Annotated in this window: 21 protein-coding genes; 4 read left to right on the forward strand and 17 right to left on the reverse strand. The window is 37.6% G+C overall.

Going from position 1 to position 20,232, the window contains the following annotated elements; all coding sequences use genetic code 11:
* Positions 1–574 precede the first annotated feature (574 nt).
* From ACOI1C_RS14290 to ACOI1C_RS14355, 14 genes are all read right to left on the reverse strand, one after another.
* Positions 575–1,822 (reverse strand): flagellin, encoded by a 1,248-nt coding sequence (locus ACOI1C_RS14290; protein ID WP_422511176.1) that lies wholly within the window; start codon positions 1,820–1,822, stop codon positions 575–577.
* A 192-nt stretch (positions 1,823–2,014) separates the two neighbouring features.
* Entirely contained in the window at positions 2,015–2,230 is a 216-nt protein-coding gene (gene csrA, locus ACOI1C_RS14295) for a carbon storage regulator CsrA (protein WP_422511177.1), read from the reverse strand.
* Between the two features lie 2 nt (positions 2,231–2,232).
* Positions 2,233–2,679 (reverse strand): flagellar assembly protein FliW, encoded by a 447-nt coding sequence (gene fliW / locus ACOI1C_RS14300; RefSeq protein ID WP_422511178.1) that lies wholly within the window; start codon positions 2,677–2,679, stop codon positions 2,233–2,235.
* 13 nt (positions 2,680–2,692) lie between these two features.
* Positions 2,693–3,283, reverse strand: a complete 591-nt coding sequence (locus tag ACOI1C_RS14305; RefSeq protein WP_422511179.1) for a DUF6470 family protein — start codon at positions 3,281–3,283, stop codon at positions 2,693–2,695.
* Positions 3,284–3,344: 61 nt separating this feature from the next.
* Positions 3,345–4,427 carry a flagellar hook-associated protein FlgL gene (flgL, locus tag ACOI1C_RS14310; RefSeq protein WP_422511180.1) on the reverse strand — a complete coding sequence of 361 codons (1,083 nt, stop codon included), beginning with the start codon at positions 4,425–4,427 and terminating at the stop codon, positions 3,345–3,347.
* Positions 4,428–4,436: 9 nt separating this feature from the next.
* A complete protein-coding gene (flgK, locus tag ACOI1C_RS14315) occupies positions 4,437–5,981 on the reverse strand; it encodes a flagellar hook-associated protein FlgK (RefSeq protein WP_422511181.1) in 1,545 nt (514 codons plus the stop codon).
* An 18-nt stretch (positions 5,982–5,999) separates the two neighbouring features.
* Positions 6,000–6,494 carry a flagellar protein FlgN gene (locus tag ACOI1C_RS14320; protein ID WP_422511182.1) on the reverse strand — a complete coding sequence of 165 codons (495 nt, stop codon included), beginning with the start codon at positions 6,492–6,494 and terminating at the stop codon, positions 6,000–6,002.
* A 183-nt stretch (positions 6,495–6,677) separates the two neighbouring features.
* Entirely contained in the window at positions 6,678–6,941 is a 264-nt protein-coding gene (gene flgM / locus ACOI1C_RS14325) for a flagellar biosynthesis anti-sigma factor FlgM (RefSeq protein ID WP_422511183.1), read from the reverse strand.
* A gap of 94 nt (positions 6,942–7,035) precedes the next feature.
* The gene (locus ACOI1C_RS14330; RefSeq protein ID WP_422511184.1) at positions 7,036–7,437 is read right to left on the reverse strand and encodes a TIGR03826 family flagellar region protein; all 402 of its coding nucleotides are present in this window, start codon (positions 7,435–7,437) and stop codon (positions 7,036–7,038) included.
* 82 nt (positions 7,438–7,519) lie between these two features.
* A complete protein-coding gene (locus ACOI1C_RS14335) occupies positions 7,520–8,203 on the reverse strand; it encodes a ComF family protein (protein ID WP_422511185.1) in 684 nt (227 codons plus the stop codon).
* A complete protein-coding gene (locus ACOI1C_RS14340; RefSeq protein ID WP_422511186.1) occupies positions 8,196–9,692 on the reverse strand; it encodes a DEAD/DEAH box helicase in 1,497 nt (498 codons plus the stop codon). The genes ACOI1C_RS14335 and ACOI1C_RS14340 overlap by 8 nt, the downstream gene beginning before the upstream one ends.
* 296 nt (positions 9,693–9,988) lie before the next feature.
* Complete coding sequence (locus ACOI1C_RS14345; protein ID WP_422511187.1) at positions 9,989–10,831, reverse strand: DegV family protein; 843 nt, start codon at positions 10,829–10,831, stop codon at positions 9,989–9,991.
* A gap of 959 nt (positions 10,832–11,790) precedes the next feature.
* On the reverse strand, positions 11,791–12,471 hold the full coding sequence (locus ACOI1C_RS14350; protein ID WP_422511188.1) for a response regulator: 681 nt from the start codon (positions 12,469–12,471) through the stop codon (positions 11,791–11,793).
* A gap of 29 nt (positions 12,472–12,500) precedes the next feature.
* Positions 12,501–13,652, reverse strand: a complete 1,152-nt coding sequence (locus ACOI1C_RS14355) for a sensor histidine kinase (protein WP_422511189.1) — start codon at positions 13,650–13,652, stop codon at positions 12,501–12,503.
* Positions 13,653–13,984: 332 nt separating this feature from the next.
* On the opposite strand from ACOI1C_RS14355, the gene ACOI1C_RS14360 reads away from it, so the two are divergent.
* The gene (locus ACOI1C_RS14360; RefSeq protein WP_422511190.1) at positions 13,985–14,620 is read left to right on the forward strand and encodes a YigZ family protein; all 636 of its coding nucleotides are present in this window, start codon (positions 13,985–13,987) and stop codon (positions 14,618–14,620) included.
* A 47-nt stretch (positions 14,621–14,667) separates the two neighbouring features.
* Here the strand turns inward: ACOI1C_RS14360 and ACOI1C_RS14365 are convergent, their stop codons facing one another.
* Positions 14,668–15,732, reverse strand: a complete 1,065-nt coding sequence (locus ACOI1C_RS14365; protein ID WP_422511191.1) for a glycosyltransferase family 4 protein — start codon at positions 15,730–15,732, stop codon at positions 14,668–14,670.
* A 141-nt stretch (positions 15,733–15,873) separates the two neighbouring features.
* On the opposite strand from ACOI1C_RS14365, the gene ACOI1C_RS14370 reads away from it, so the two are divergent.
* Both ACOI1C_RS14370 and ACOI1C_RS14375 read left to right on the forward strand, forming a co-directional pair.
* Positions 15,874–16,365 carry a transposase gene (locus ACOI1C_RS14370; RefSeq protein ID WP_422511192.1) on the forward strand — a complete coding sequence of 164 codons (492 nt, stop codon included), beginning with the start codon at positions 15,874–15,876 and terminating at the stop codon, positions 16,363–16,365.
* The gene (locus tag ACOI1C_RS14375) at positions 16,328–16,591 is read left to right on the forward strand and encodes a transposase (RefSeq protein ID WP_422511193.1); all 264 of its coding nucleotides are present in this window, start codon (positions 16,328–16,330) and stop codon (positions 16,589–16,591) included. The genes ACOI1C_RS14370 and ACOI1C_RS14375 overlap by 38 nt, the downstream gene beginning before the upstream one ends.
* A gap of 527 nt (positions 16,592–17,118) precedes the next feature.
* Here ACOI1C_RS14375 and ACOI1C_RS14380 read toward each other — a convergent pair.
* A complete protein-coding gene (locus ACOI1C_RS14380) occupies positions 17,119–18,189 on the reverse strand; it encodes an acyltransferase family protein (protein ID WP_422511194.1) in 1,071 nt (356 codons plus the stop codon).
* A gap of 445 nt (positions 18,190–18,634) precedes the next feature.
* Here ACOI1C_RS14380 and ACOI1C_RS14385 point away from each other — a divergent pair, with 445 nt between their 5' ends.
* Entirely contained in the window at positions 18,635–19,483 is an 849-nt protein-coding gene (locus ACOI1C_RS14385) for an LCP family protein (RefSeq protein ID WP_422511195.1), read from the forward strand.
* Positions 19,484–19,512: 29 nt separating this feature from the next.
* Here the strand turns inward: ACOI1C_RS14385 and ACOI1C_RS14390 are convergent, their stop codons facing one another.
* The gene (locus ACOI1C_RS14390) at positions 19,513–20,229 is read right to left on the reverse strand and encodes a glycosyltransferase family 2 protein (protein ID WP_422511196.1); all 717 of its coding nucleotides are present in this window, start codon (positions 20,227–20,229) and stop codon (positions 19,513–19,515) included.
* Positions 20,230–20,232 lie beyond the last annotated feature (3 nt).

Consider the following 20,232-nt stretch of genomic DNA (forward strand, 5'->3'; position numbering starts at 1 on the left):
ACTCATATAAATCAGCAGCAAAGTATAATACAAACTCCTTAAATAAATCGTAAATCAACTTCTTCCATAGTCCATCATAATCAACCAAACCGTACTCACTCGACTTCTCCAGAACCCAGTTCGTTACCACTATTTTATCACACCTTTTCTCAATATTATACATTCATTATAACACGAACAGAACAAATGTTCCTTAGATATTTCGGATTTTATTTGCTACTTCAGCTAAACCTAGCAGACTTTGAGTGTTGCAGGTACTGACCAAAATACTAGACGGTGCCTGGGGGGGATTTGCCAATTTAGGGTGATTGGCACCTACCTAATATACTAAAAAGAAGCAATAGAACCGTCCCCATGCTTCCCCCGTGGAACAATTTTGTGAAACAAGATTAATCGGGTGGTGACAGGCACGGGGAGTCAACTTTTCCATTGATTTGGTAAAAGCGTTAGCTATCCTCTTCAAGGAAGCATGCGAACCGTCCCCGTGCTTCCTCCGTGCTTCCTTACATAGTGAAAAATACAATAAGAAAAGACTCTAGCAAAGAAGCCAGAGTCCCTTTCAAATAATCTAAAATTAACGAAGAAGTTGTAGAACCCCTTGTGGTTGTTGGTTAGCTTGAGCCAACATTGCTTGTGCTGCTTGTGCAAGAATAGAATTCTTAGTTTGTGTCATCATTTCTTTCGCCATGTCAACGTCACGAACACGTGATTCTGCAGCAGTTAAGTTTTCAGAAGATGTGTTCAAGTTGTTGATTGTGTGCTCTAAACGGTTTTGAGTTGCACCTAATTTAGAACGCTCAGCAGATACTTTTTGGATAGCACTGTCGATTACCTTAGCAGCTACGTTAGCTTGACCTTGGTTGCCGACTTTTATGTCTTTAAGACCAAGTGCCGCTGTACCCATGTCTTTAAAAGCCAATTGAATGTTTTGTCCTGTGTTTGAACCAATCTGGAATGTAGCTTGGCCATCGGTATTAACATTAGCAGCAGCTGTTGTTTCAGTGAAGCTTGACAATGCATTTGTTGCTGCTGCACGGACAGCACCATTGGAATCCTTAACAGTAATTGTCAAACCATTGATTGCCCCACCATGTCCAGCCACCGAAGCAGTAAAACCAAGGTTCTTATTTGCATCTGCTGCAAGAGCAGTGTTAGCATCGTCACTTGAGCCTTCTGTAGTACCAAGTGCTGCAACAGTCAAAGAACCTGCTGCGAAAGAGTTTGTTACGGTTGTGCCATCTTTTACGTAAGAAATTGTAATTGTATCTGTTGCTGTAATTCCTAGGTTATTGCCGTTTTTATCGGTTAATGCTGTTAAAGTATCAGACAGTGCACTTGCAGTAGCTGTTTTTACTTCTGTATTGCTACTTACGTTAGCCACTGCAGATGCTTGACCTTTATCCATTGAACCGTCCAAAAGGTTTTTAGTGTTGAATTGAGTTGTATTACGGATACGATCAATTTCTTTTCCTAATTGATCAACTTCATCTTGAATATTTTTTCTATCTCCATCGGTATTTGTATCATTAGCAGATTGTACTGATAGTTCACGCATACGTTGAAGAATATCATGGGTTTCGTTTAATGCACCTTCAGCAGTTGAAATCATTGAAATTCCATCTTGAGCGTTTTTAGACGCTTGGTCTAATCCGCGAATTTGTCCACGCATTTTTTCAGAGATTGCTAATCCAGCTGCATCGTCTCCAGCTTTGTTAATACGAAGACCTGAAGATAACTTTTCCATAGATTTTGATTGTGCAGTAGATGCACTGTTCAACTGACGATGTGTGTTAAGTGCTGCGATGTTGTGATTAATTCTCATTTTTAAAATCCTCCCTGATAGTTGGGGTCCACATCCTTGTGGTCCACTTATTTTTTTTGTAAGTTGTTGCTTACATATCTTATATCGACATGCTTCTACAATGTTTAATAGAGTTTTATACTTTTTTGCAAAAAAAGATCTACTTTTTTTAAAAGTAGATCTTAAAAGGGTATAGAAGGTATTTTCGCCTTATTACCGTTTAAGCTTTTCTAACAGATTACTAGGTAGCTTAGCTGCCACTTCATTTTCCGCTTTAATCGTCAGGAAGATTTCCTTCCTATGTATATCAACATTCCTAGGGGCACTTATCCCAATTTTAATTTGGTCACCTTCTATTGAAAGAACCTTTATCTCAATGTCTTCACCAATTTGAATAGCCTCATTTGTTTTTCTTGATAGAATAAGCATTCTTATCTCTCCTCTCTCAAAGAGGAATACTCATTTAATAGGTGTCTCGAATTGTATTTGTAATCGTTAAGTATCACTTGCCTACCTAGTCTTTTATTTTTATTAACAATGACTGGTGCCTGAAGATTTACTGTAGTTTGTTCAAAAGGCTCCTTTATAGAAAGAATATTGAATACAATACTGTCGTTCTTGTCCTCAAGCTGTAGTTTCTCCACAATAGATTCCGACAAATCAAACTCATAGTTAGGAAAAGTTAAAAATGGTTCAATGACAACAAAACCTAGATCTCTTTCTTCAAGGGATTGCAATATTAAAAATGGACTTTCCGTATCTAACGGCAAAAGAATAAATTTCTTATTTTCTTCAAAGCCAGGAAGTCCGTTTTCAAAGACAACAATTTCAGTTTCATTTACTTCAATATTACCATGATATTTCGTTTCATAATTCATCTTTTCACCACTTCTATATGTATTGTTCATAGTTTATACCAACATGCTTGAGATTAGCAAAATCAATATCCAAATTATTTTTATTGGTTAAGGAAACCTCTACATTACCTGGTGAATAGTTCATATTTGGTTTATTTGTCTGAACTTGAATGATCGGCTTTTTTTGTTGAACATCTATATTGACCTTAGCTGGTGTAAATTGAATTTTTACACTTCCAGCAGAAGGAACCCAGCCAATATTGAAATCATATTCTTTTGACCTACCGTTTTGCTCGGCAATCAAAGCAATGGCATTTCCGCCATTTTCAATCATCATGAGCTGGTCCCCTTCCGAAGACCTTCTAGCAACCCCTTCAAGGAACGAATTATACCCTAAACTAGCAGCTTCTTCTACCCTCTTAAAGATACTTTTTAGATCAACATCTTCACGAGCTTTTGTTTGATCAATGGATAGCCTTGACGGTTCAGTTGTTATTTTCATATCCGCTTTGGGCTGCTCAATGGATAAATTGGCAGGGTGCTGTTCTATCGACAAAGTAGCATTGTTTGTTTTCAATCCTATTTGAGCAAAAGTTGATTGAAGTCGAATTTGCGGGATCTGCACTATAAACCCTCCTTTCTTTTGAAAAAAAGCTATCTTTCAACTGAAAGATAGCCGGAAACATTTAACGTAGAAAATCTAGTAGAGAAGGCTGAATAACTTTTGCACCAACACCTAATGCTGCACGATGAACCGTTTCCTGAATCTTCAGATCTGTAATTACACGTTCAATATCAGCGTCTTCATTATTAGAAAGCATCTTATTTGCGATTACTTCTTGAGTACTTAAGCGGTCTTCTATTAACTCCACTCGGTTATAACGAGCACCAATTAATGCACGTTCCGAAACAATGTTCGTCAAGTGACTATCAATGGTTTCAAGTGATTTCCCGATCTCTGAACCAGTAGAATTATTCTCTAATTTCGAAATAATATTCTTTAAATCAGAAAAGAATGTAGCACTAAAGGTATTCGTTGGATTACTATTAACAACAATGTTAACACCTTTAGAAAGCTCAATCTTCACTTCTTGAAAGTCTGTTGGAACAGCGGACTGTTTCGACACTATTAGATCAGATGTGTTAATTGCAGTATCAGCAAAAGTTGCACCTGGAGTACCCGCAGGATCTGTTATCTCAATTGTGTCTGTCCCATATGAGAAGAGTAAGTCACCGTTACCGCTGTTTATATATTCTCGCCCTTTATACGTCACAACAAATTCTTTACCATCTGCAGGCAAACTTGAGATAGGCAAGTTTATATCTGCAACCTTAACAGGAGCACTAGTCGTATCTGATCCATTAAAGATAAATTTATTTCCAACCTTGGTATTGGCAATAGACTCCAAGTGATTGGCTAACTCTTTGATTTCAACGGCAATCGCCTCACGCTGGTTTCCTTCATACGTATCATTACTAGCCTGAACAACCAGCTCACGTATACGTTGAACTGCAGAAGTCCCTTTATCATAAGCAGCATCGGTGTTCTCTACCCAGTTATACGCCTCTGAAAGGTTACGCTGATATTGTTCTATCTCAGTTAAATCTGTTCGGTAGTTCATACCTTTCATCGCAATAACAGGATCATCTGAAGGTCTACTGATCTTTTTACCAGTAGAAAGTTGCTCTTGGTATTTATCCAAACGTGAATAGCTACTACTTAAGTTTCTAAGCATACTGTTTGCAAGCATAGACTGTGTTACGCGCATTTAAAACACCTACCTTCCGCCAGTTCCTAGACCGTTTATTATTTTATCGAGCATTTCATCTATTATTGTGATGTTTCGAGCTGATGCATTGTATGCATGCTGAAACTTGATCATATTGGTCATCTCTTCATCTATAGATACAGCACTCACTGATTGACGTCTTTGTTCAACTGAGTCTCTTAGTACTCCACTGTTGTTTGATAGACGATTAGCTTCTTGGCTATTTACCGCCATATCTCCAATGACACCTTCGTAATAAGCATTAATACTTGTCGGAACACCATTGATGGTTAAATTATCTTTTACATCCGCTAAAAGTAGGGCATTCCCACTGTCACCAGGTTTTTTTGTTGCAGCGGCTGCAATCTTTTCTTTTGTTAATGTTGGATCAATAATCATATTTTTGGCATTGATTTCAGTACCATTTCCGAAAGAGAAGAACCCTCCGCCAGGAACTCCACTTAAATCAAACCCTGCTTTATGCTGAGTAGTAAATGCTTCACCGAAGCTTTTTGCCAATAGATCAAGTTCATCCAGCATTTTTGGATATAATCCTGATTCAGTTGTTGCAGTGTCCATATAACCAAATGAATCTATTAAACTACGAAGCTTTCCGTTCGTATTAAAACTATTAATATCTATTGTATTAGTACCTAAAGTAATACTCTTCACTAAACCTGTGCCTGTGTCGTAATTTGTCCCTTGAATGGCTAAAGGCACCGAGCCCATGCTTATCCCGTCAATGATTCCTGGCTTACCAGCAAGCTCGTTAGCCTTCACTAGATCACCAATAGAATTACCTGACTTATCAACTAATTCTACTTTTAGAATTCCTTCTGCACTACTACTAGGTTTACCACCGCTCGTAAGTCTAGTCACTTTAATATCTACTAAACCAGAAAGCTCATCAATTAATCGATCGCGCTCATCGTATAAGTCATTGGGTACATAACCATGAGGTTCGATTTCAGAGATTTGCTTGTTTACATTATTGATCTGATCAGATAATGAATTCACTTGACCAACGGTTACATTTATTTGGTCTTTAAAATCACCTTGGATCGCTGATAAAGAATTAGATAAGAAGTTGAACGTTTCCGCAACTGCACGTCCTCGTTCTAAAACAACTGAACGTGCACCGGGGTCTTCTGGTTGAGTGGAAAGGTCTTGTAGAGACTGCCAAAATCGGTCAAGTGTAATGGATAATCCGCTATCCGATGGTTCATTCATGATTTCTTCCATCTTTTCAAGCGCTTCACTACGAGATGACCAATAACCAGTCTTTGCATTTTCATTTCGATATTGCTTGTCTAAAAAACTTTCTCGAATACGCTCGATTGAACCCGCTTCAACACCTGTTCCCATTTGCCCAGGAATCATTGGACTGTTCATGGAAGCAGCAGGATAAGGCTCCGTCTGTTTAAAATCTACCCGTTGTCTAGTATATCCCGGCGTATTGGCATTTGAAATATTATGACCCGTCACATAGAGGGCGGATTGCTGAGCGACCATGCCTCTTCTAGCTGTTTCTAATCCTTGAAATGTAGAACGCATAATTAATTCCTCCGTCTCCTATGCTTTCGAGTCAAATACAGAACGCTTTACAGGTTCAGTTTGACCTTTATTCGTTGGTTTATTGTAGTTAATGGTTTGTGGTTGTGGCATGAATAAATCGAGTGAAGAATTCACAAACTGCAATGACGAATAGATTAATTCTTGGTTTAACCTGTTTACCTGCTTCAATTCTTCTAAAAGTAGGGTCAGCTGATCTTTTATAAAAAGCAGTTTACTACTTTCAGTTGAGGGAATGACGTTTACTACATCCGTTAAGCTTGGTTCATCCCCCTGAATAGGGTATCCACTCAATAGCTTGACAACAGTAATCTTCCGCTCGTCCTCAAGCTTATTGATCGCCATCACATGTTTATTCTCGTCTTTTATAATAGAGGAAAGAGCCCCAATGTCGCCTCGCTTAATAACCTCTGTTTTTCGGTTCTCAAGTTCAAATAGACTTTTGTGTAGAGAAACCATTTTTCGTAAACAATCTATAAGCTTTTCAGCTGACATATCCACTCACCTCACTTCAAAAGTGTATGAGCCCCGGTTAGCCTCAGGCATAGCAAATGTTCTGAAGCGAAGAAAAGGGTGCATTTCCCTTTTATTTGATTCAGGTTATTTGACCTCGAGGGGCTGGGCTCTGGAACTAGACTCAAAGAAAAATTTAGGACTTGAGTCAACCCCAATCCTAAATTAGTTTTTTGAAAAATATTGAAGTACGCTCTTCGCTACTGAATCTGCATGTACCTGGTACGTCCCAGCTTCAATCTGCTTTTTCAAAGCTTCTACCTTTTCTAAACGCTCTGTAGCAACCTTGGATGTTACCTGCATTTCTTTTGCAGCAGACGAGATTTCAACCTTGTCCGTTCTTGCAGCTGCTTTTTCGCCACCTTGAACTTTGTTTAGGTGCTTTTTATATGGATTAACATTTAATGAACCGATGTTATTGATTTTCATGGTATATACATCCTTTCTCCCTTCCGATAATACATCTATACTTATAGTATCGGAAGAAAAGGGAAAAAGTTTACATCATAAGTAGAATTATTTTCTATCTTTTAGATGAATAATAAGTCCCCATCTTGGATTTCTTTTCTCTCTCTTCTTCTTTTTGAGCTTCACGAAGGTCACTCTTTATTCCTTTAGCACAGTTCTCACAAACTCGACCTTGGCGGATCAGCGTTTTGCATTTTTCGCATGGATATCCCAGGTTAGGGAATTGGGCAAGCTTTAATTTTCCATTACGAATCCAACGAATGACGAGGGTTTCTTCTACTTCTGTTTCATCACAAACTTCAACTAAGGTTGCCGTACGATTTTCCTTCTTTCGGATATAATCATAAACCTTATCAAATAACTTCATTTCTTCTTTATAACAAGCTGGGCACACTTCTTGTGTCGGTGTTTGGACAAATAATTTATCACAGTTCGGACAATTTGCTAACTCTCCCATTGTAAAACCCCTCTACTTTCTCTTATGTATCCATTATATCGACAAAATACGACTTTGATAAAGAGAAAATGTTTGGGAATGTTTAGCTTCTGATGACAGTTAAGGAGGATATTTGGGATGCACCATGTTCTAAAAGAACTTTTGCTGCGTTACGGATGGTGCTTCCTGTCGTATAGAGGTCATCAACAAGGAGAATATGCTTGCCGTATACATTGATCTGAGGCAAGACTTCAAAAGTAGTATTACTTTCTATTCTTTCTTTTCGACTTTTTTTACTTTGCTTGATTTCATGTTTCTTTGTCATGAGCGGAGTCACTTTTTTCCCAAGCAGTTCGGCAAGTAGTTGAGTCTGATTGAACCCTCTTTCATATAGACGTTCGTCACTCAGTGGAATGGGACAAATTAAGTCTACCTTAGAATATTCTTTTCGATAAAGTCGGCTTAACTCGTGACGGAATACTTTAACTAACTCGACATCTCCTCTAAATTTAAACTGATTCAAAATCTCCTTCATTCCTTCATTGTAAATATAAACGGATCGATTTTTCATCATTTTATCAGTCCAAAAGGGAATCCGCCTCCATTTCTGACAGTCTTCACAAATGGAAGGCTCCTCCATCATTCTTCCACAATCATTACACAAAGGACCTGTTATTTTCTCAAGATCTTTTTCACATCTACCACATAGAGGTGCATCCTCCATTGTTAAAAATGCCATCCACCCAATTTTCACTACTGGCTCAAAGCACATTAAGCATTTACTCACCTTGACCTCCAGTCAGCAGTCCACGTTCGCTCGCCTGCTTATTCATACTTAGAATTTGCTTTCTAGCCGCTACCATGGCATCGGTTTTCCCATAATGGAAGAACAAGATTTCACCAGAAGGGTCTGCCGAACTTCGGCCTACTCTTCCTGATATTTGCACTAAGGCGCTTTCGGTGAACACGGGGTCATCTGCTCCTAGAACGGCTACATCCGTCTTAGGAACGGTTACCCCTCTCTCTAAAATAGTCGTTGTAAGCAGAATCGGAATCTCACCCTTTCGAAATAATTGTACTTTTTCTTTTCTGAATGAATCTTTTGAGTGCACGCCTTCGATATTTGGGTATTTAGCTTTAAGTAAAGGGAGGATTTCTTCAAGAAGTTGAATGGAAGGGATAAAAAGAAAAGATTGCCTTTTGGCTTCAAGTTTTTCTGTTATCCAGGTTGATATAGGGGGAGGCACTTGTTTCTTAACCACACTCTTTTTCCAGTTTCCACACCATTTGAATTCTGGGACCGGTAAGGGAAAACCGTGATAGCGAGCTGGGATTGTAACGGCGGACAGCGTTTTCTTCTCCACCTTTCTTCTCCATTCCTTGTCTGGTGTAGCTGTCAGATAGATAGTAGAGGACCGTTCCCTCTTCACCTGCTCAACGGCTCTTTTTAACATCGGTTCAAATGAAAAGGGAAAGGCATCGACTTCATCGATTACCACCATATCAAAGGCTTTGTGGAACCGGAGTAGCTGGTGAGTTGTGGCCACGGTAAGGGGAGTTAACTGCCTTTCGTCTTCACTTCCCCCATACAAGGCTGTGATGTTTACTTCCGGAAAGGCTTGCTTCAATCTTGGTACTAGCTCGATGACGACATCCGTTCGGGGCGTGGCGATACACGTATACTTACCCGTTGCCAAGGCTGTTGCGATTCCTTCAAACAGCACTTCAGTTTTCCCAGCCCCACAGACTGCCCAGATAAGCCGATCACTCTTTTCCTCAACCGACCTCACCAGCTCATCTGAAGCTAGCTGTTGTCCTTTCGACAATTGCCCACGCCATTCGAGTGGATCTTCATATATAAACTTATCAACCGGTCCTGCCCAACTGACAAGTGGGGTACACTGACTCACTCTCCCCATGGTTATACACTTTCTACAATACACACATTTCTTTTGGCACCTTGCACAAAGAAAGGAACCAAACAAATCGTCCTTTTCATTGCCACAACGTCCGCAATGAAAACTAGCTTTTTCTTTATGAACACCGTAATGATAACGAACATATCCATTTTCAAAATGAACTTGGATGTCTTCAATTGGATAGGGAATTTCATCTAATAGGAGTTTTCTACCTTGAAGGGTTTTCTGGAGGTCTTTTGAGTAGGTGAAAGAGAGGTTTACTGGAATTTTAGGAATGGAAAGTTCACAAATGGGTTTGGCTTCTTTTTCGTAAGATAGAGTGGGATAAATAATAGTTTCTTTTTGTATGAATAACATTTTTGCTCCTTTTTTAAAAATTGATAGTGGAATTTGTTTGGTAAGTTATTATTTGGAGGGATATTTCGATAAATTGGACAAATTGGTTGGTAAATCGTAGAGGAATCGAACAGCAAGTTGATTTTATCAGCGCCTAACAGAATATATCGGCGATTATCTATTTTTATCAGCGATTATCCGATTATATCAGCTATTAGTGAGATAGATCGGCGATAAAACAAAATCACCCATATCCATGTATCTTTCTAACAAAAACACACGCGACCACACCATCAAGCCGCGTGCCTATTAATCATTTATTTCTTATACCAACCTAATCCAATCGCACCCTCACCTAGATGGGTGCCAATAACCGGTCCAAAATGACTGACCATCACTTCAGCATTCGGGTATTCTATTTCAAGATCAGCCTTCAGTTCATTCGCTTCCTCTAAACGGTTCGCATGAATCACAACGGCTTTGACGAGAGTACCATGATTTGCATCCTTTTTGAACAATTCAAAAATACGCTTAATTGCTTTTTTACGAGTACGAATTTTCTCAAATGGCACAATTTTCTTGTCAACAAAATGCAGAAGTGGCTTCACCTGAAGAAGGCTACCAACAAAGGCTTGAGCACTGCTCAAGCGACCGCCTCGCTGCAAATGATCGAGATCATCCACCATAAAATATGCTCTTAGTGATTTCTTCATCTCAACAAGTCTATCCATAATCTCTGAAGGGCCCTTCCCCTCCTGAGCAAGTTTAGCTGCTTCGAGAACATAAAATCCTTGAGGCATACAGCTGATTTCTGAGTCAAAGGGGAGAACCTCGATACCTTCAACCATTTCCCCAGCTGAAACAGCCCCTTGATACGTCCCGCTGATCCCACTTGAAAGATGAATACTAATGACCGCATCATAATCCTTTGAGAGTTTTTCAAATAATTCAACAAACATCCCAATTGCAGGTTGTGAGGTTTTAGGCAACGCACGGCCACCCTTTACTTCCTCGTAAAAGGCTTCCGTTGTTAATTCTAGTTCTTCCTGATAGGACTCATTTCCAAAAACAACATTCAATGGGAGCATATGTATATTCAATTCTTCACGTAATTCCTTCGATATATAGGCCGTACTGTCCGTTACAACGGCTGTTCTCATTTATTGTACCTTCCTTATTTAAGCATGTAAGTTTCTTATTTCATTTTACATGAATTGAAACCAGGATGCATTACTATTTGACTTTAACTCGAAAATAGCATTTTACGGCTCTTTTAAGTCATTATGGAGAAATAGTAATTTACATCTTCAATTTAAACAAACGTTTGTTTAGCACCTACTCAAAACTCAACTATATCAAGTTATTTTAGCGACACGATAAAAATAACTTTTTTCTAGGCATGAAAATTAATATACTAGAAAATTATAGCCCTTTTCGACATAAAAACAATACAACACTTTTTGAAAATAGTGAATTTCTCATGTAATTTAAACAAACGTTTGTTTAACGCCTCAACGAAACTCAGCAATAGCAAGTTATTTTAGCGACACTATGAAATGAACTTTTTTCATACCTACAAAATAAATATCCTAGAATATAGACATAATACGACAAATAATTGCTTTTGAAGAGATAGATATTTTTCAACAATAGTAAATTCATCACCTGTTTTAAACAAACGTTTGATTAACACCGCATCAAAACTCAGGACTATCAGCTTATTTAAGCGACACCTTGAAATGAACTTTTTCTTTAAGGTGAAAATTAGTATTCCAGGAAAATACCACAGCCTACATAAAATACTTAGATATCCTATCCGAATCTAGTTTGTTTTAGAAGATTAAAACTAGTCTGATCTCCTAAAACATCACTCACGGAAAAATATCACCACGCAAACCTTCTACCCCATATTTCAAAATACTAATTTTCACGAGTAATTTAAACAAGCGTTTGTTTAGGTCATACTCAAAACACAGCTATATCAACGCATTTTAGCGACACCATAAAAATAACTTTTTTCTGCTTGCAAAATTAAGTATCTTACTATACGAAATCTATCTTTATCCTTAAAACAAAAAAAGACAACCAGCAAAAAGCTGAACGTCTCCCTTACTTCTATTTATCGCACATCTACCCAGCCGTTTTTGATCGCAACGACTACAGCCTGTGTCCGGTCATTCACATTCATCTTGGTTAAAATGTTACTCACATGGTTTTTAACCGTCTTTTCGCTTATGAATAAGGACTCACCGATACCACGGTTGCTTTTTCCGTCTGCGAGAAGCTGTAGAACTTCGCATTCGCGTCTAGTTAACAGATGTAATGGGCGTCTAATTTCAATTTCCTTTTTAATCGCCTTACTATGACTTGTAGCTAGGCGGCGATATTCCTTCACAAGGTTGTGGGTGACTTTTGGGTGTAAATACGACCCACCGTCTGACACTACCTTTACCGCTTCTACTAGTTGATCTGCATCCATTTCTTTCAGCAAATACCCTTGCGCTCCTGTTTTGAGTGCATGGGTCACATAATTTTCATCATCGTGGATAGATAGGATGATTACCTTTGTGTCTGGATATTCAGCAATTAATTGTCCGGTTGCCTCGATACCATTAAGTGTTGGCATGTTAATATCCATAATGACAACATCTGGCCTATGTTCCCCAACTATTGACAAGGCTTCCTTCCCATCATCACCTTCTGCGACCACTTCAAAGTTAGATTCAAAATCCAAGATTTTTTTTACTCCTTCACGGAATAACTGATGGTCATCAATGATTACAATACTTGTTTTCTTCATCTTTTTCGCCTCCCAGAGCGCTTTTCCAACTAAGCATTCAACGGGACTCTAAACATGACTACCGTTCCTACAGTAAGTTTAGAGTCAATCGTGAGTTCACCGTCAAGAATCTCAATTCGTTCTCTCATGCCCATTAAACCAAAGGATTTATCTCTTTTCTCGTTTACGTTAAACCCTTTTCCATTATCTTTTATGACAACAACAATTTGATCACGCCCGATTTCAAGCTTGACTTGCACCTCAGATGCCGCAGCGTGTTTGCTGGCATTTTGCACCGATTCCTGAACTAATCGAAACAGTGCGACTTCAAGCTTTGGTGGTAGTCTCTTATCTAGACCTATATGTACAAAACGAATGGCAGCGCCTTTATTATAATCTTCGATCGTATCCAGGTATTTTTTGAGTGTTGGTACTAAGCCCAAATCATCGAGTGCCATTGGACGAAGGTCATAAATAATTCTCCGCACTTCATAGAGGGCATTTCTGACCATCTTTCGTAAGTTCCGAATCTCCTCGATTGCTTCTTCTCCACCTCGTTCACGGTGAATCTTCTCAATTAGATCCGATCTCATCATCACATTGGCGAGCATTTGAGCTGGACCATCATGAATCTCCCGAGACAATCGACGGCGTTCCTCTTCCTGGGCTTCAATAATTCGCAATCCGAAGTCTTGCTTTTGCTTGGCATCCTCAAGTATATCACCAACCGCCCTCAAGTCACTATCCAGATAGTTAAGGACAACCGATATTTGTCCAATCAGAGCCTCTGCTCGTTCGATGGTTTCTTGTAAACCAATTAAACGTCTCTCTATGTCGTCACGCCGGTCACGAAGCTGCTTCTCCTTCTGACGGATAACCGTTAGCTCCATTTGCAATTTATGAGCTTTTTCATAAGCCTCACGTATTTCATCCTCAGAGTAGCTCTTAAAATGCTTACTCACCTCAGCAAGTCTAGTTCTTGCAAACCTAGCTTGTCCTTCCAGTTTATCGCCTTCATCAATCGTAGATAACACCTGGACTTTTATTTCCTTAAGCTCCTCTGATAAAGATTCAAAATCCTGACGAGATTGCTCTCCAATCCGAAAAATCTCACCTTTACTGGACTCAACAGTATCTACCATTTTTTCTAATATTTGATCGAGCATCTTGCTATCAAGTTTTTGCTTCTTTTTTGCAGGCATATACTATTCCTCCAAATTAACAGTACAATAAAGAATGCACAGATTTCTAGCAACTTCGTACCTATTTCTATATATGTATATTATAGGACAAATGATCTATAAAAGGCTAATGTTTATAGTAATATTCTATCCATAAATAGTTCGTAACCAATCAAGCTATTATGTCCATAACACATTAGACCTCATAAATACTTTTTTACAGGAAAAAATTTAATAATTGAATGAAGAATCATGTCGAATTATAATAGAAAGAGTATGTTCTTTTATGGCTAAAGAAGTAATACTATATATATCGTTTACCCTAAGCTAAAAAGAGATAGGGGCTGAGTCACATGCTTTTAAGCTACAAGACAATAAAAGGCTATGGTGAACACGAAATTATCATACAAAAATCCAGATTCATCTGTTATGTAGATCGAGCAACCACAGAGGAAGAAGCACAAGCATTTATTGCGAAGATCAAAAAGCTACAGAGAGACGCGAGTCACAATTGCTCGGCTTATTTGATTGGTGAAAATAATCAAATCCAAAAAGCAAACGATGACGGTGAGCCAAGTGGGACGGCTGGTGTACCTATTTTAGAGGTTCTAAAGAAAAGAGATCTAAAGGACATGGTTGTTGTCATTACAAGATATTTTGGCGGGATTAAGCTAGGTGCTGGTGGGCTGATCCGGGCGTATGGAACGGCTACTTCTGAAGGTATAAATCATGTTGGAATAGTTGAACGTAAGCTTATGAGGGTAATGAGTGTAACCGTTGATTATGCTTGGGTTGGGAAGATTGAGAATGAGCTTAGAGCGGCAGCTTATCAGGTGAAGAACATTCATTATACGGAACATGTCGAATTTGAGATATATGTTGAGGAAGGTCGGACTGAGTCGTTTCGTGAGTGGATTGTGGAGATGACGAATGGGCAGGGTAATATTTCGCTAGGTGATCTTGAATACCTAGAGAATAAAAAGATATAGTTACTAAAAACACCACTATAATACTTAAGTGGTGTTTTCTTCTTGTCTTATTTATTCCTAGAAGTTATAGGTCGTAAACCATTAATAAAGTTTAGTAATGGCTTATAGTCCTCACCAATCAATCCGATTTTTTCCACGATAATTTCAACAGCAATTAATATTGTAACAAGAAGCAGTAAAGCAACCCATATAGAAGCAATTGAGAAAATAAATGCTGATAATCCAAAAATAGCACTCATTGCATAAATTATTAATACTGTTTGACGATGCGAATACCCAATTCTTAACAAACAATGATGTAAGTGTGATTTATCAGGTGCAGAAAGCGGCTTTTTATTGACAATTCTTCGCACTATTGCGAAGAGAGTATCCGATATTGGAACACCCAAGATAACAACTGGAATGATTAGAGAGATAAAAGTAACGTTCTTAAATCCTAATAACGCGAGTACACCTATCATATATCCTAAGAATAATGCTCCTGAATCACCCATGAATATTTTAGCTGGAAAAAAGTTAAATACAAGGAATCCAGCAGTAGATATAGCTAATATTAAGGCCACTACCATTACATATGGCTGTCCAAAGAGTAATGCCATTCCTGCAATTGTTAGTAGAGCTATTGAGGAAACACCAGCTGCTAATCCATCTAGACCATCAATTAAGTTGATAGCATTCGTTACGCCAATTATCCAAATAATTGTTATTGGGATACTTAGCAATCCAAATTCTAGCTTAGCATCGAATGGCAGGTTAATGAATTCAACACTTATTCCCCCATACGTTACAACTACGATAGCCGCAATAAGTTGCCCTAATAACTTAATTTTGGGTGTGATCTCTTTAATATCATCTAACATACCTGTTAGAAGGATAATTAAGCCTCCTAATAATATGGCCAAATGATGAGGGTTGTCAGGTTGTTTTATGATCAATAGACCGATAATAAAACTTAAAAAGATGGCTAGCCCACCCAACCGCGGCATGATATTTTGATGTACTTTTCTATTATTTGGTTTGTCTGTAGCACCGATTTTAAAGGCAAGCATCTTAACAACCGGAGTTAGTATGACAGTCATAAAAAAGCATATAATCAATGTTAGAAATAACATATGTTCCTCCAAAGTTATAAGGATTATCCTTAGTTTGTCTTATAGTGATGATATATAATAAGTTATTTTTATGAAAAAATTGGGAATTTTCTTTTTGTAGAATTCTATCAAGTTATAGCATTTTCAGTATTATTTTGGAACTTGAACTTTTTAGGTTGCAAATCACTAATACTTATAATAAATGGTTATGCTAATTTAATCTATATATTTTTTTGTAAATTATTCTTTTACCCAGATTATTCATGCAAAACAATAAAAAAGCGGGAAGTCTTTATCAGTCTAAGGGCCTCTCAAGGCATTACAAAGACAATAGAAGAGAAAATCAACGTTATTGATTCTACCTTTCATCACACACATACCAACCACTCCGTCATCATGCAGAAAGTTTATCAACATCTTGCAGGTTATCATACGGACGATGCGGCTGATGATCTACAAGTTGAACCTACGATGCTACGTGTTTTTTCAAAAGATCGCTTAGCCTCTCAACCAACCATTTTTCGGGTTAATTCAAAAGTAGACGAAGATACCGTGAGTCAATTTCAAGAAGTCATCCAATCCTTATTTGACCGAGTACAGCTCGTAAAACCGAGTGATGGTTTTATCTTTGATCTCGATTCTGCTAATTTCTAGACCACAGGAAACCAAGAAAAATTTAACATACAATGGCCATTACCAAACCATGGGCTACCATCCATTGTTCTTATTTGATCGACTAACTGGAGATTGTATAAAAGTCGTTTTAAGAAGTGGTTCCGCTCGCTCTATGACATTTAAACTATGCAGTAGTTGCTTATACAAAGGTGCATTTTGGCAAACATTATCGAATATTCAACAACTCCAAGTCAGAATAAAGTAGATCGTTTACTACTATCCTATTTTTTTAAAAATAGTGTTCAACCAAGGGGGAAGTATGTCCATTTTTGCTTGATTAGTTCATCTGATAAGGAAATTTATATATCCATTTAATGAAGGTGAAGGATAAATCAAAAATAAAAAAATATGTAAGTGGAATTCACTATCCCTGCATTTTGTGGAGTATTTTTGGTCGAAATAGCTGTTCCCTGAATAATTTGGGTTTTAATAATTCTCATTTGTTTCTCTCGATTCGGAGTTATATTATAATGACGTTTTTCTTAGAGAAAAGGTTTCAGTATGATATAAATTCGTATTGCCTTCAAAAATTGTGACCGCATTAGTCACGTTTACAGATTAAATCCTTACTGAATGTTTAAACATTAAAAGGAAAATCTCATCTATCCAACCATATAATTCAATTTCAGGCAATTTTTAGCTCCCTGTCTCCCATAAGGTATTGGGAGCAGGGAGCTAAAATTCTTAACTGGAAGAATCTAAACAAGATTTGTAACGGATTCAAAGGATCAATTAGGCACCTGCACTAACATTTCCAGATAATTTTCGACCTTTTCCTTTAAAGGTGAAATTCTTATATTTGAGTGCTCTCTTTTCGATGGCATACCATGACAAAATTGCAAAGATTAGAGTAATTGGAAAAGAGAATAGGAAATTTCCCAACGGAGTTATCTGATCATTAAAAAGATATACGACCACTTGTTGAACCGGGAAAGCATAAATGTAGATTCCATAAGAGAAATCGCCAAATTTCCCGAAGTTATGCATGCGTAATCTTGTTTCAAATGCTAAATAAAATAGAAGATAAGCTCCGAAAATTGTAAACGAGTAGACAAAGTAACCTAATTGGGCTGTCAATAATAATGTGACAAATGATACCAATGCCAACCAACCATTTAATTTAATCTGACTTCTAAAAAGGTAAAAAACCATTCCAGCGCTAAAATATCGAAATAGGTCTGTATAAAGCCCACCCTTGCCTAAAAAGTAAAGGACAGTACTTAGGAAAAAGCACAACAAAACAAATCTTTTATCAAGCAGTCTTGTAACACCCAAAACAACAACTACGATATAAAAGAAAAACTCATACCATAAAGTCCACAAAGAACCGTTTACTGCACCTGGCCAAATATTTGATTCGAAAACCCCTGGTAGGTCATACTGAACCCAGTACAAAGTAATTGTCTTTAAATAATCATACGTTTCACGGTTTTTGAAATAATCTATCAAGCTTAAGTCCGTAAGAATTGGACCTACTATAAATGTAGATAGAAGCACACAAAATACAAGCCCTGGAAATATTCTTAAGGTTCTGGCTTTAATGTAGTAGATCGGGTCCTTTGATCTTTCAAAACTTTGGGTAATAAGAAACCCACTGATTACGAAGAATATACTAACCGCAAATTCCCCAAATGTCATTTGTCCCTTAGTGAAAATCGCAAATGGTTCTGAACCGTTATTACCGGTTGTTAAAGGGTAGGCATGCGAAAACAGAACCAAGGAAGCCGCGATAAACCGTATAATATCTAAATTATTTTTGCGTGAATTAATACATTCTTCTATATAATTCCCTTTTAGAAACAATCAGCATTCCCCCAATTATATTTATAGGCTAAGATAGTTTCATAGTTGCCTCATTTTCCCTTAAGAAAATGGTTACTTGATAGGCGTTCTTTAGAGATTAATTCGTATCATTCGATAAACTTTTAATCCTCTACAACACCAAAAAAATTATAGCACGACCTTGTCGAAAATTGTATCACTTTATTTTCCATATATTATTTATAGTTGATATTATGTAGACTGGGGATTATAATTTTTGTTATGTACAATTTTATTCATCATAGTTTAATAAACTCAATAAAGAAGGGATTGTTACGCAATCGATAGATATCAAAGAACAGAGATAAAAAGGCAAAAAAAACAACGGTTTTTTCGCATTTTATTTCTTAGCCTCTCTATATTGATTGTCAGCGCTAGTGTATATTTTTATAATGTTTACTCAGACATAGCAAATGCTGTCGATAAAATGCATAAACCCATAGAACGAGATTCCGATAAAAGGGAGGATAAAGTCGAATTTGACCGAAAAGACCCTCTATCCATCCTTTTGGTTGGAGTAGACAAAAGAAAAGGGGATAGCGGCCGAACAGACTCCATGATTGTGGCAACTATAAACCCTGATACAAACACAACTAAACTCTTGAGTATACCACGAGATATGAAGACGAATTTAATTAGTAACAGTGACCCAAATAAAAACAGAACGAATAAAATCAATGCTGCTTATGCTTACGGTGGTATTGAAATGACAATTGATACCGTAGAAAACTTTCTTAACGTCCCTGTTGATTATTATGTAGAGGTCAATATGGAAGGCTTTAAGGATATAGTAGACGCAGTTGGCGGTATTGATGTAAACAATAAATACGAATTTGAATTAGACGGGACTACACTTCTAGAAGGTCCTCAACACTTAGATGGAGAAGAAGCTCTTCAATACGCTAGAATGCGAAATGAAGATCCACTTGGTGACTTTGGTCGTCAAGAAAGACAAAAAGAGGTTATCTCAAAAGTAGTTTCCAAGGGTGCAGGATTCTCTTCGTTAACCAATTATCATGGAATATTAGAAGCACTTCAGGAAAACGTTCTGACCGACTTAACTTTTAACGATATGATTGGCATTCAAGCTGAATACAAAAATGCAGTGAAAAGTATCCAAAAGCTCAAAGTAGAAGGAGAAGGAAAATCGATTCCGAAAGACGGTTGGTACTTTTTCGTTACGGATCAAACACGTCAGGCCCTTTCTGATGATCTGCGAGCACATTTAGGACTTCCAACTGCAACTGTTGCAAAAATCAATCTAAGCCAAAAATAAAAAGACCTCGCAAGAAGGTCTTTTTATTTTTACCTATGTTTCAGAAAAGAATGAAGGAGCAAACTCGAAATTTGGAACCTCCAAACAAGTTTCTCTTTCAAAGAAGACGTATTTTCAACAGTCGTCACAGTCGATTCGTGTCTCCGGTAATAGATAAGTTTCTCCGGAATTAGTAGGGCTGTCTTATTCATATCGGCGACCAATCCAATCCACATATCATGCATAGGTACATTTCTCGGAATAGGTAATATTTTCTCCTTAAGTTCTCTTCTAAAAGACATCGCACATCCAATATAACTATTCTTTACTATATTCTTAAAAACACCTGTACGACTTCCTCTAAACTCATAAAAAGATTCAATAGTCGTGTTCATATTACTATCAACGACCGTGATATCAGACATAATCATTTGGACGTTTGGATGTTTCTTGTAATAAGAAATTACCGTCTCAACCTTCTCAGGTTTCCAAGCATCGTCTTGATCACTTAAGAAAATAATGTCGTTTTTGGTGCGCATCATTGCATTTTCAAAATTAGAAGTGACCCCTTTTTCATCATTCATATACAACTTAACTCGGTTGTCAACTTTCATATACTCTTCTACAATAGAAATCGACTGATCTGTCGAGTGGTCATCTGATATGATTAATTCATCGTCGCTACCTAATTGAGAGAGTATGCTATCCACTTGCTGTCTAATATATTTCTCTCCATTATAAGTGGCCATTGCAACAGAAACATTCATTAT

The sequence above is a fragment of the Bacillus sp. DJP31 genome (assembly GCF_049310945.1).
Lineage (GTDB): Bacteria > Bacillota > Bacilli > Bacillales > SA4 > Bacillus_BS.